General features: G+C 70.9%; 11 protein-coding genes. 7 read left to right on the plus strand and 4 right to left on the minus strand.

Annotated elements, in window-relative coordinates; all coding sequences use genetic code 11:
• Positions 1–73 precede the first annotated feature (73 nt).
• The 6 genes from HDA39_RS37645 (at position 74) to HDA39_RS37670 (ending at position 6,784) form a co-directional block, all read left to right on the plus strand.
• The gene (locus HDA39_RS37645; RefSeq protein WP_184803500.1) at positions 74–1,624 is read left to right on the plus strand and encodes an ABC transporter ATP-binding protein; all 1,551 of its coding nucleotides are present in this window, start codon (positions 74–76) and stop codon (positions 1,622–1,624) included.
• Positions 1,625–2,836 carry an ABC transporter permease gene (locus tag HDA39_RS37650; RefSeq protein WP_184803501.1) on the plus strand — a complete coding sequence of 404 codons (1,212 nt, stop codon included), beginning with the start codon at positions 1,625–1,627 and terminating at the stop codon, positions 2,834–2,836.
• Complete coding sequence (locus HDA39_RS37655) at positions 2,833–4,119, plus strand: ABC transporter permease (RefSeq protein ID WP_184803503.1); 1,287 nt, start codon at positions 2,833–2,835, stop codon at positions 4,117–4,119. The genes HDA39_RS37650 and HDA39_RS37655 overlap by 4 nt, the downstream gene beginning before the upstream one ends.
• Positions 4,097–4,510, plus strand: a complete 414-nt coding sequence (locus tag HDA39_RS37660) for a cytidine deaminase (RefSeq protein ID WP_337926057.1) — start codon at positions 4,097–4,099, stop codon at positions 4,508–4,510. Before HDA39_RS37655 ends, HDA39_RS37660 begins: the two co-directional genes overlap by 23 nt.
• Positions 4,507–5,784: a thymidine phosphorylase gene (locus HDA39_RS37665; protein ID WP_184803507.1), complete on the plus strand. Its 1,278-nt coding sequence runs from the start codon at positions 4,507–4,509 to the stop codon at positions 5,782–5,784. The genes HDA39_RS37660 and HDA39_RS37665 overlap by 4 nt, the downstream gene beginning before the upstream one ends.
• 139 nt (positions 5,785–5,923) lie before the next feature.
• Positions 5,924–6,784 (plus strand): DNA-3-methyladenine glycosylase family protein, encoded by an 861-nt coding sequence (locus HDA39_RS37670; RefSeq protein ID WP_202893240.1) that lies wholly within the window; start codon positions 5,924–5,926, stop codon positions 6,782–6,784.
• Here the strand turns inward: HDA39_RS37670 and HDA39_RS37675 are convergent, their stop codons facing one another.
• The 4 genes from HDA39_RS37675 to HDA39_RS37690 form a co-directional block, all read right to left on the minus strand.
• On the minus strand, positions 6,785–7,465 hold the full coding sequence (locus HDA39_RS37675; RefSeq protein ID WP_184803511.1) for a hypothetical protein: 681 nt from the start codon (positions 7,463–7,465) through the stop codon (positions 6,785–6,787). It abuts the gene before it with no gap.
• 111 nt (positions 7,466–7,576) lie between these two features.
• Positions 7,577–8,620: a serine hydrolase domain-containing protein gene (locus tag HDA39_RS37680; RefSeq protein WP_184803513.1), complete on the minus strand. Its 1,044-nt coding sequence runs from the start codon at positions 8,618–8,620 to the stop codon at positions 7,577–7,579.
• Positions 8,620–9,747 (minus strand): mandelate racemase/muconate lactonizing enzyme family protein, encoded by a 1,128-nt coding sequence (locus HDA39_RS37685; RefSeq protein WP_184803515.1) that lies wholly within the window; start codon positions 9,745–9,747, stop codon positions 8,620–8,622. The genes HDA39_RS37680 and HDA39_RS37685 overlap by 1 nt, the downstream gene beginning before the upstream one ends.
• A complete protein-coding gene (locus HDA39_RS37690) occupies positions 9,744–10,568 on the minus strand; it encodes a creatininase family protein (RefSeq protein WP_184803517.1) in 825 nt (274 codons plus the stop codon). Before HDA39_RS37690 ends, HDA39_RS37685 begins: the two co-directional genes overlap by 4 nt.
• 86 nt (positions 10,569–10,654) lie before the next feature.
• Here HDA39_RS37690 and HDA39_RS37695 point away from each other — a divergent pair, with 86 nt between their 5' ends.
• Positions 10,655–11,653 carry an ROK family protein gene (locus HDA39_RS37695; protein ID WP_184803519.1) on the plus strand — a complete coding sequence of 333 codons (999 nt, stop codon included), beginning with the start codon at positions 10,655–10,657 and terminating at the stop codon, positions 11,651–11,653.
• Positions 11,654–11,687: the final 34 nt, after the last annotated feature.

Here is an 11,687-nt window from a genome sequence, read left to right on the forward strand (position 1 = left end):
TACGGTGCGAGCCAGGAAGGCGGGACCCCACCGGGTTCGCCTTCCTGGCTCGCCGTCTGAAGAGAGGCCGCAGATGCATCTAGAGCTCTCGGGGCTGACCAAGAGCTTCGGCTCGCTGGTCGCCAACGACCACATCGACCTGGTGATCGAACCGGGCGAGATCCACTGCCTGCTCGGCGAGAACGGTGCCGGCAAGTCGACCCTGATGAACATGCTCTACGGGCTGCTGCAGCCCGACTCCGGCGAGATCGTGGTCGACGGCGAGAAGGTCGCGATCACCTCGCCCAGCGACGCGATCGGTCACGGCATCGGCATGGTGCACCAGCACTTCATGCTGGTCCCGGTGTTCACCGTCGCCGAGAACATCATGCTCGGCCGGGAGAACACCCACCCCGGCGGTGTGCTCGACCGCAAGAAGGCGCACGCCCTGGTCAGCGAGCTGTCCGACCGGTACGGGTTCGAGGTCGACCCCGAGGCCCTGGTCGAGGACATCCCGGTCGGGGTGCAGCAGCGGGTCGAGATCATCAAGGCGCTCACCAACGACGCCCGGGTGCTGATCCTGGACGAGCCGACCGCGGTGCTCACCCCGGCCGAGATCGACGAGCTGATCACGGTGATGCGGCAGCTGAAGGAGAACGGCACCTCGATCGTCTTCATCACCCACAAGCTCAAGGAGGTCAAGGCGATCGCGGACAAGATCACCGTGATCCGCCGGGGCAAGGTGGTCGGCCAGGCCGAGCCGTCGGCGTCGGAGGAAGAGCTGGCCGAGCTGATGGTCGGCCGCGCGGTCGACCTGGTGGTGGACAAGGAGCCGGCCCAGCCCGGCGCGCCGGTGCTCACGATCGAGGGCCTGACGGTGATCGACGAGCGCGGGTTCACCGCCGTCGACGCGGTCGACCTGGAGGTCCGGGCCGGCGAGATCCTCGCCGTGGCCGGTGTCCAGGGCAACGGTCAGACCGAGCTCGCCGAGGCGCTGCTCGGGCTCACCCCGATCGCGGCCGGCAAGATCTCGCTGGACGGCGCCGACCTGACCGGCCGCAGTACCCGGGACCGGCTCGACGCCGGGATCGGGTACGTCCCCGAGGACCGCGGCCACGACGGCTTCGTCGGCAGCTTCACCGTCGCCGAGAACCTGGTGCTCGACCTGTTCCGCAACGAGCCGTTCGGTCGCGGGCTGTCGCTGCGTACCGACGAGATCGACAAGAACGCGCACGCCCGGATCGAGGAGTTCGACATCCGTACGCAGGGCGCGGACCTGCCGGTCTCGTCGCTGTCCGGCGGCAACCAGCAGAAGGTCGTGCTGGCCCGGGAGCTGTCCCGGCCGCTGAAGCTGCTGGTCGCCTCGCAGCCGACCCGCGGTGTCGACGTCGGCTCGATCGAGTTCCTGCACACCCGGATCGTGAAAGAACGCGACCAGGGCACCGCGGTGCTGATCGTGTCCACCGAGCTGGACGAGATCGCCGCGCTGTCCGACCGGGTCGCGGTGATGTACCGCGGCAAGGTGGTCGGCGTCGTACCGTCCGACACCCCTCGCGACGAGCTCGGCCTGATGATGGCCGGGGCCTCCAAGCGCGAGGCGGAGGTCGTGGCGACCGAGAACCCGACCACGTTGGGAACCATCTAGATGAGCAACGACACGACCACCGAGCCGGCCCAGCCACCGGCGCCCGCGAGCCCGGTGAAGGAGCCGGCCGCGAGCGGGCTGCCGTCCTGGGCGGTGCAGGGACTGGTCTCGCTGAGCGCGATCGTGCTGGCGCTGGTCGTCGGCGCGATCCTGATCATCGTCGGCGACGACGAGGTGAAGGCCGCCGTCGCGTACTTCGGCGCCGCGCCGCAGGACACCCTGTCGGCCGCGCTGACCGCGGTCGGCGAGGCGTACAAGGCCCTGGCCGTCGGCGCGCTCGGCGGGCTGAACCCGATCGCGGAGTCGCTGACCCAGGCGACCCCGCTGATCTGCGGCGGCCTCGCGGTCTCGCTGGCCTTCCGGACCGGGCTGTTCAACATCGGGGCCCAGGGCCAGCTGATCATCGGCGCGATCCTGGCGGCGTACGTCGGGTTCGCGTGGCACCTGCCGCCGGTCCTGCACCTGGTGCTGGCGATCGTGGCCGGCCTGATCGGCGGTGCGATCTGGGGCGGTGTGGTCGGTCTGCTGAAGGCGCGGACCGGCGCGCACGAGGTGATCGTCACGATCATGCTCAACTACGTCGCGATCTACCTGCTGCAGTGGTTGCTCACCACAACGGCCTTCAAGCGCCCGGGCCGCGAGGACCCGATCAGCCCGATCGTCGACTCCAACGCGCAGTACCCGCAGTTCGGTGACACCCGGCTGCACGTCGGGTTCCTGCTCTCGCTGCTGGCCGCGGTCTTCGTCTGGTGGTTGCTGAACCGCTCGACGATCGGCTTCGAGCTGCGCGCGGTCGGTGCCAACGCGGACGCGTCCCGTACGGCGGGCATGTCGGTCGGTCGCGCCTACCTGGTCGCGATGGTCGTGGCCGGTGCGCTCGCCGGTCTGGCCGGCACTCAGCAGGTGCTCGGCACGGATCTCCCGCTGACCGATGGTGTCGCCGCGTCGATCGGGTTCGACGCGATCACGGTCGCGCTGCTCGGCCGCGGTACGCCGCTGGGCACGGTCCTGGCCGGGCTGCTCTTCGGCGCGCTGAACGCCGGCGGTCTGCAGATGCAGTTGCAGACCCAGACCCCGCTGACCCTGACCACCGTCCTGCAGGCCGTGATCGTGCTGTTCGTCGCGGCCCCGGCGCTGGTGCGCTCGGTCTTCCGGTTCCTGCCCAAGGAACGTGGCTCCGGCGCCGTCCTCGCGAAAGGCTGGAACGGATGAGCGACACGACTGTCCAGGACACGGTGCGGGAGCCCGCACCGGCGGCGATCGAGGCACCGGCCGACCGCGTACGGCGGTTGCGCGTCGGTGGCCTGATGCTGGTGTTCGCGCTGATCGGGCTCGGGCTGGCGATCGTCACCAACGGCGGCAAGGCGACCTTCCAGCTGGTCTCGGGCGACCTGCAGAACAACCTGCTCGGCGTACCGGCCCAGCCGGTGGCCATCTTCCTGGGGCTGCTCGGACTTGTTGCCGCGGGCGCCTACGTGGTGCGCCGGGTGCCGCAGAAGTACTCGGGCTGGCTGGCCGTCGTCCTGGGGATCTGCTTCATCGGAGCGTTCCTGTGCTGGGCGGCGGCGGGCAAGACGTTCCCGCTGGCGAACCAGTTCCAGGGCACGCTGAACTTCGCGACTCCGCTGATCCTCGGCGCGCTGGCCGGTGTGCTGTGCGAGCGGGCCGGTGTCATCAACATCGCGATCGAGGGGCAGTTCCTGGTCGGCGCGTTCACGGCGGCGGTCGTGTCCAGCATGACGGGCAGCGCGACGGCGGCGCTGATCGCCGCGGCGGTGAGCGGCGTGCTGATGGCGTCGCTGCTGGCGGTCTTCTCGATCAAGTACCTGGTGAACCAGGTCGTGCTCGGCGTCGTGCTCGTGGTGTTCGCGTCGGGGATCACCGGGTATCTCTTCGACCAGTTCCTGCAGGAGGACGCGGAGAACCTGAACACGCCGACCGTGCTGTCGGCGGTGAAGATCCCGGGGCTGGGTGACATCCCGTTCGTCGGGCCGATCCTGTTCAACCAGACGATCCTGGTCTACCTGACCTACCTCGCGGTCGCCGTCGTCACGTTCGTGCTCTTCCAGACCCGCTGGGGTCTGCGGGTCCGCGCGGTCGGCGAGCACCCGAAGGCGGCCGACACGGTCGGCATTCGCGTGAAGCGGGTGCGGTACTCCGCCGTCCTGTGGGCGGGGGTGCTCGCGGGGCTCGGCGGTGCGTTCTTCACCGTCGGGTACGCCGGGTCGTTCTCCAAGGAGATGACCGCGGGCAACGGGTTCATCGCGCTGGCCGCGCTGATCATGGGCCGCTGGCACCCGATCGGCGCGATGGTCGCCGCGCTGTTCTTCGGGTTCGCGACGCAGTTGCAGTCGCAGCTCCAGATCATCCAGACCCCGATCCCCGGCGAGTTGTTGCTGATGGCCCCGTACCTGGCCACTGTCATCGCCGTTGCGGGTCTGGTCGGCCGAGTGAGAGCGCCGAAGGCGGACGGTGAGCCCTACGTCACGGAATGAGGACGTCGACTGGCCTGCCCTCCGGCAGGCTGCCGTCCACGCCATGCGCCGCGCCTACGCGCCGTACTCCGGGTACGCCGTGGGGGCGGCGGCTCTGGTGGACGACGGGCGGGTGGTTGCCGGGTGCAACGTCGAGAACGCGTCGTACGGGCTGACCTTGTGCGCTGAGTGTGGAGTGGTCTCCGCGCTGCACGCGACGGGTGGGGGACGCCTGGTGGCGTTCACCTGTGTGGATCACAACGAAGAGCTGCTGACGCCGTGCGGACGGTGCCGGCAGCTGCTGCACGAGCACGGCGGGCCGAACCTGCTGCTGGAGTCCAAGACCGGCAGCCGGCCGCTGAGCGAGTTGCTGCCCGAGGCGTTCGGGCCCGAGAACCTGGAGGACCAGTGAGCTTCGACGCGGTGGACGTCATCCGGACCAAGCGTGATCGCGGCGAGCTGAGCGACGGGCAGATCGACTGGGTGATCGACGCCTACACCCGCGGCGCGGTCGCCGACGAGCAGATGTCGTCGCTGGCGATGGCGATCCTGCTGAACGGGATGACCCGGCGCGAGATCGCCCGCTGGACCGCGGCGATGATCGCGTCCGGCGAGCGGATGGACTTCGCGAAGCTGTCCCGGCCGACCGCGGACAAGCACTCGACCGGCGGAGTCGGGGACAAGATCACGTTGCCGCTGGCACCGTTGGTGGCGGCGTGCGGCGTCGCCGTACCGCAGCTGTCCGGGCGGGGACTCGGGCACACCGGCGGGACGCTCGACAAGCTGGAGTCGATCCCCGGCTGGCGGGCCGCGCTGTCCAACACCGAGCTGATGAACCAGCTCGAGGACGTCGGCGCGGTGATCTGCGCGGCCGGCGACGGGCTCGCGCCGGCCGACAAGAAGCTGTACGCGCTGCGCGACGTGACCGGGACGGTCGAGGCGATCCCGCTGATCGCGAGCTCGATCATGAGCAAGAAGATCGCCGAGGGGACCGGCGCGCTGGTGCTGGACGTCAAGGTCGGCACCGGCGCGTTCATGAAGGACCTCGGCGACGCGCGGGAGCTGGCCGAGACGATGGTTGCCCTGGGCACGGATGCCGGCGTCCGGACGGTCGCGCTGCTGACCGACATGTCGACACCGCTCGGGCTGACCGCTGGCAACGCGCTCGAGGTGCGGGAGTCGCTGGAGGTGCTCGCCGGTGGTGGTCCGGCGGACGTCGTCGAGCTGACGGTCGCGCTGGCGGCGGAGATGCTCGCGGCCGCTGGGGTTACCGGGGTGGATCCGGCGGAGAAGCTGCGCGACGGGTCGGCGATGGATGTGTGGCGCCGGATGATCGCCGCCCAGGACGGCGATCCGGACGCGGAGCTGCCGGTCGCGCCGGAGCAGCACGTGGTCAAGGCGGAGTCCACCGGCGTACTGAGCCGACTGGACGCGCTGGCCGTCGGTGTCGCTGCCTGGCGCCTGGGGGCTGGGCGGGCGCGCAAGGAGGATCCGGTCTCACCGGTCGCGGGTATCGAGCTGCATGCGAAGCCGGGCGACGAGGTGACGGCGGGTCAGCCGCTGCTCACGCTCCACGCCGACGACGCCTCGCGCTTCGAGCGGGCTTTGGAGTCCTTGGCGGATGCCGTGGACATCGGTACGCCGTACGAGGCCCAGCAGCTGATCATCGATCGGATCACTGCCTGACCCGCTTGTGGCTGGTCGCCGCTGTCTCGCCGGATCACGTGGCTGGAACGTCCCGCCGCGGCCGGCGGGAAAAGCGTGAGGTAGAGAGCCGGATCCCCCCCCCGGCGGAGTGTCGGTGGGGTGGGGCATGGTGGGTTCTATGACCTCTTCCGAGCATCAGCTGACCGCGGCGGCACCCTTCGACTTCGGGTTGTCGTTGCGGTTTGTCGGTGGGTTCTCGCCTACTGCTGGGGAGCAGCAGGTCGGTAGTGGTCGGCTGGTGAAGGCGCTGCGGGTGGGTGGGGAGACCGTGCTGGCCGAGGTGTCGGCGCAGGGGAGCGCGGTGGACGTTCGGCTGACCGGCGCGCGAGGGGATGCGGCCGTCGAGGCGGCGCTGGATCGGATTCGGTTCTTTCTGAGTTTGGACGACGAGCTGGAGGACTTCTACGCGCTGGCGGACGATGCGTTTCGGCCGGTCGTGGAGCGGCTGTACGGGTACCACCAGGTGAAGTTCAGCTCGCCGTGGGAGAACGTTGCCTGGGCCATCTTGTCGCAGCGGACGCCGAGAGCCGTTGCGGTGCAGGCGAAAGCGGCGCTGATCGAGCGCACCGGCAACTTGTTCGAGGCCGACGGCATCGTTTACCCGGCGTTCCCCGACGCCGAGCAGGTCGCGGCGCTCGACGACCTGGCCGAGGTGATCGGCAACGTGCGCAAGGCGGGGTACCTGCAGGGCGCCGCCCGCCGCTGGCTCGACCTGTCCGAGACGGAGCTGCGTGAGGCGCCGTACGAGGAAGCCAAGGAGCAGCTGCTGTCGCTGCCGGGGATCGGCCCGTGGTCGTCGATGTTCGTGCTGATCCGCGGTCTGGGCCGGATGGACGAGATGCCGACGGAGAAGGAGTTCCTGCGCGCCGCGGCCCGTGTCTACGGGCGGGCGCTCGACGAGAAAGAACTCATCCAGCTGTCCGAGCGGTACGGGCCCTGGCGCGGATACTGGGCGCACTACCTCCGGGCTGACGGCTGATCAGCTGGAAGGCTTGGTGGTGAGGCGTTTGTACTGCTGCTGAGCGAGCGCGGTCGCCAGCGTGGTGTCGGGCTGCAGGTTGCCGGCGATCGGGCCGGTCTGGCGGACGGTGATCTGGGCGAGCAGGTTGCCGGTGACGAACGCGGCCTGGGCGACGGCCTCGGCCTCGTCGGGGACGCCGTTGGGGCCGACCCGGCGGCCGGTGCGGACGTCGGGAACGCCCGGTACGCCGTACTTGCCGGTGAAGTTGTCCTGGCTCCGGAAGCCGGCGCGCAGGTCCTGCGCCTTGCGCTTCGAGCCGGTCCGGAACAGGCGGATCGTGTACTGCTTCTCGCGATCCGGGCTGACCCGCACCGCCTGGTAGCCCTCCTTGAAGCTCGCGTTCAGCAGCAGGGCACGGTCCTCGGCCGGTACGCCGGAGAGCGTGCCGAGGAACGACTGCAGCGTGAACGGCCCACTCAGCTCGCGCGCGTCCGCGGCGTACCCGTTCGGTACGACGACGAGCCCCGCCAGCGCGCTCTTCGCCGCCGCGGGGGTCGGTGGCGCGGTCGGGGCCGGGGGTGCGGCGGCTTTGTTCGCCGTACCGGTGGTGACGGCTCCCGCGTCACCACCCGCGCAGCCCGGCAACGCCAGCAGGGCGCACACGACCAGTACGGTCACGCCCGGCCCAGTCCGCCTCACAACTCCTCCGCCAGGTCAGGGAACTCCTCGCTCGGACCCCATCAGAAGAAGGTGAACGCCAGGCAACCACCGAACAACAAAACCCGCCGTGAGCGACGGGTCACCGGGTGCTCAGCCACTGGCGAGTGCGAAGCCCGCGTTGTTCACCGTACGGCGGAGGCGCCCGATGGCCGGATTCTGCCGGGTCGGGTGCACGCGGTTGGTCAGCAGCACCACGTAGCTGCCGCGCTCCGGGTCCACCCACAACGACGTCCCGGTGAACCCCAGATGCCCGTAGCCGCGAGCCCCGATCAGATCACCGGCCACGGAGTCGACCGGGTCCACGCCCTGCCAGCCCAGCGTCCGCCGCGACGCCAGCTGATCGGTCCGCGGCGCGATCATCGCGGCGTACCCGGCCTCCGTCAGCACCCGTCCGGCAGCGCCGCACCCCCGTGCGCACAGCGTTCGGCCGAGAGCTTCCAGATCGGCCAGCGTGCCGAACAGCCCGGCATGTCCGGCCGGTGCGCCGAGCACCACCGCGTTCTCGTCGTGAACCTCGCCCTGGACGACGCGGCCGCGCCACGGATCGTCCTCGGTGGCCACAGCAACCCCAGGATCAGGGACGCCGAACCCGGTCCCGCTCATCCCCGCAGGCCGCGTGACCCGCTCGGCCACCAGTACGTCGAGCGTCGCCTCGGCGGCGGCCTCGGCGATCAGTCCGAGCAGGATGAAGCCCTGCGAGCTGTAGGCAACCTGCGCGCCGGGCGGACCCAGCAGCGGCAGCGCACGGATGGCGGCCAGCAGTTCGTCCCGCGTCCGGGCCCACCGGTAGAGCGGTTGCTGCCCAGGGATGCCGGACGTGTGGGTGAGCAGTTCACGAATCCGGATCCCGGCCTTGTCGGTTCCCGCGTACGACGGCAGGTGGTCCGCGATCGTGTCGTCCAAGGTGAGGACGCCGTCCTCGACCAGCGACAGCACCGCCATCGCGACCACCGGTTTGGTGACGGACGCGAGGTCCCACCGGCTGTCCTCGGTCACGGCGACCTCCGAGCTCCAGGCCGTCGTACCGAGCAGTCCCCGGCTGTGCGTCTGGTCGGTGGTGCCCACCGACCATGCGGCCGCCGAGAACGCGCGGCGCCGGCGGGCCTCGGTCAGCAGCTCCTCGATCACCGGCATCACTTGACCAGATCGCCTTCGCGGGCGTTCAGCGCGGCGTAGTGGGCGAGCTTGTCCTCGTCGACCCGTACGCCGAGGCCGGGGCCGTCCGGGACCGTGAGCCGGCCGTCGTGCAGCGGGATCGGGTCGATGATGTCGTCGTCGTGCAGGTAGTACATGCTGTCGATCGCCCGGTTCAGCACCGGCGTGGAGGCGACGACGGCCAGGTGCGCCGCGGTCGCGATGCCGAGCTCGCCGCCGCTGTGCAGGTTCATCCCGAGCCCGAAGGTCTCGCAGTGCGCGGCCAGGTCCTTGGTCGCCTTGATCCCGCCCCACTTGTAGACGTCGCCGTGGATCACGTCGACCGCGCCGAGCCGCATCGCCGGCGCGAAGTCCTCGAACGCGACCACGCACATGTTCGTGCACAGCGGGATCCGGATCTTCTCCCGGACCTGGGCCATCCCGTCGATGCCCCAGCAGGGGTCCTCGAGGTACTCCAGGTCGAGCTCCTCGAGCCGGAGTCCGGCCCGGATCGACTCCGGCACGCTCCAGGCGGCGTTCGGGTCGACCCGCAGCTCGGCCTCGGGCAGCCGGTCGCGCAGCGCCCGCATGATCCGTACGTCGCCGTCGACGTCCTTGGTGCCCTTGAGCTTGACCGCGGTGAAGCCGCCCTCGGCGACCACCTTCGCGGCATGGTCGGCGAGCGCGGCCGGAAGGTCCGCGTCGTTCGCGTCCGGGGCGTCCGCGCGGGTGATCAGCGCGGTGATCGGGACGGTGTCGCGAACCCGGCCGCCGATCAGGTCGGTCAGCGGACGGCCGGTGATCTTGCCCATCAGGTCCCAGCAGGCGACGTCGAGGCCGGCCAGCGCGGCGTACCCGACGTACCCGTAGAAGAACGGGACCATCGTGTGGGTCGCGTGGAACTCCTCCAGCGCGAACGGGCTCTTGCCGATCAGCGACGCGGCCAGCTGCTCGGTCAGCCGGGCGACCGGTGCGCCCCACATCGTCTCGCCCCAGCCGACCTGACCGTCGTCGGTGCGGATCCGGACGACGGTCCGGGTCTCGCCGGTCTTGGTCTCGAACGAGCTGCGGAACGGACTGGTCAGCGGCAGGTTGACGACCTGGACGTCGATGCCGGTGATGATCATGCGTGCGGACCTCTTTCGCGGTCGGTGGATGGGAGTCGGTCGCCGGGTGCGGATGTGGTCGCCTGGTCGAGGCCGCGGAGCGCGGCGACCAGCCCGGCGACCCGGCGGCCGAGCAGCAACCGTCCGGTCGCGGCGGTCGCCTCCGCGGGGTCGTCGGTGAGGCCGCCGACGCGCGGCCACTCGCCGTACCGCTCGACCGTGAGGCCGGGCGCCGGGCTGCGGTCGAAGAGCGGCGGCGGGTCGGACGGCTGGAACGGCCGGTCGTCGGCGACGAGTTCCGGGTGGGCGGCCAGCATCAGCGACGTCTCGAACCAGCCCGCGTGGCCCGGCGTCCGCTCGGGTCGCTCGGCGGCCGCGGCGTCGGCGGTGGTCTCCGCGCTGAGCGTCCAGTACGAGCAGGCAGCGGCGGTCCCCTCGGTGTGCAGGGCATGCGCCTTCACTGCCAGCCGAACGAGTTCGTCGTTGCCGCCGTGCCCGTTGACGATCACGATCCGCCGGAAGCCGGTCTGGCTCAACGAGGACAGGACGTCGGCCAGTACGTCGGACAACGTCGACGGCCGCAGACTCACCGCGGCCGTGAACAGGTGGTGGGGGCTGTGCCCGAACGTCATCGTCGGCAGCCGGACCCAGGTGGTGTCGTCGTCGTCCAGCTGCTCCAGCGCCCGGTCGAGAACCGCCTCCACCACCAGGAAGTCCGTCCCGAGCGGCAGGTGGTCGCCGTGCTGCTCGACCGCGCCGATCGGTACGACAGCCACGGCGTCCTCCGCGGCCAGCGCCCTGACGGTTCCGCGGGGCAGCAGGGCGAGGTGTCGTACAGTCATCGCAACGATCTCCGATCGGACGGGCCGGAGCTCGGGTGCGCGGCCGGGAGCCGACGCGGACCCGAGTGCTCAGGCAGGATGGAACGATGGCCGACGTGCCCCGCAGCAATCGGCACCTGCAGCCGGTCGGCGCCGAGACCGCGGAGGCCGACCGCGGCGACGGTGTAACGCCGGGCGAGTCTCTGATCGGCAGCGTCGAGCTGCTCGCCGGCTCGGTCCGGGTGGCCCTGGTGAGCCCGGCGGGCCGGATCGTCCAGCGCGCCGAGCAGGAGTTCCCGGCGACCGACGACCCCGGCGTCCTGCGTGCGGCGCTGCAGGACACCGTGGAAGGCTGCCTGGCGGGCAGCGATCCGTGTGGCGTCGGAGTGGCCAGCGCCGGTCTGGTCGACCACACGACCGGCGTACTGCGCAGGATCGACGACCGGCCGGGCTTCACCGGGTATCCCATCGCGGCCTCGCTGACCAAGCTGCTCGGCTGCCCGGTCTTCGTCGACCACCGGGCCCGGCTGCAGGTGCTCGGCGATCGCTGGTTCGGTCAGGGCGCGGGCCGCGCGTCGTTCGCCTCGGTCGCGACCGGTGACACGCTCGGCGTCGGCCTGCTGCACGAGGGCAAGGTGATCGCGCCGCTCGGCGGGCGCAGCGGTGCGCACATCACGGTCGCGGTCGGCGGCCGGCGTTGTTCCTGCGGGAACCTCGGCTGCTGGAAGACGATCGCGACCTCGACCTGGCTGCGGCAGGAGGCGACGGTTCGCGGCCTCGGCGAGATCACCGGCGTGGGCGACCTGATCGCCGCCGCCCGCCAGAACACCGGCGCGCGCCGCCTGATGGCCGAGTACGCCGACAACCTCGCCGTCGGGCTCTCGTCCGTTCAGCACCTGCTGGCTCCCGGCCTCTACATCGTGCACGGCGACGCGGCCGTGGGCGGCGGCGAGTTCCTCGGCCGGATCGAGGAACGGCTGCGTGCGGTCAGCGACTGGGCCGAGTTCGCCGAGCGGCCGCGCGTCGTGGCGGCGGACACGGCCGCCGACGACGTCGCGCTGCTCGGCGGCGCGGGCCTGGTGCTGTCCCGCCTGTCCGGCCAGTGAGCCGTCCCTTCGCCGTCGCCGCTCGAGCTGCGCC

Origin of the sequence: Kribbella italica (assembly GCF_014205135.1) — a bacterium.
GTDB lineage: Bacteria > Actinomycetota > Actinomycetes > Propionibacteriales > Kribbellaceae > Kribbella > Kribbella italica.

Excerpts from the sequence above, each read along its gene's own strand:
- HDA39_RS37645 (WP_184803500.1), top strand. The coding sequence starts at position 74 with ATGCATCTAGAGCTCTCGGGGCTGACCAAGAGCTTCGGCTCGCTGGTC.
- HDA39_RS37650 (WP_184803501.1), top strand. The coding sequence starts at position 1,625 with ATGAGCAACGACACGACCACCGAGCCGGCCCAGCCACCGGCGCCCGCG.
- HDA39_RS37655 (WP_184803503.1), top strand. The coding sequence starts at position 2,833 with ATGAGCGACACGACTGTCCAGGACACGGTGCGGGAGCCCGCACCGGCG.
- HDA39_RS37670 (WP_202893240.1), top strand. The coding sequence starts at position 5,924 with ATGACCTCTTCCGAGCATCAGCTGACCGCGGCGGCACCCTTCGACTTC.
- HDA39_RS37680 (WP_184803513.1), bottom strand. The coding sequence starts at position 8,620 with ATGCCGGTGATCGAGGAGCTGCTGACCGAGGCCCGCCGGCGCCGCGCG.
- HDA39_RS37685 (WP_184803515.1), bottom strand. The coding sequence starts at position 9,747 with ATGATCATCACCGGCATCGACGTCCAGGTCGTCAACCTGCCGCTGACC.
- HDA39_RS37690 (WP_184803517.1), bottom strand. The coding sequence starts at position 10,568 with ATGACTGTACGACACCTCGCCCTGCTGCCCCGCGGAACCGTCAGGGCG.
- HDA39_RS37695 (WP_184803519.1), top strand. The coding sequence starts at position 10,655 with ATGGCCGACGTGCCCCGCAGCAATCGGCACCTGCAGCCGGTCGGCGCC.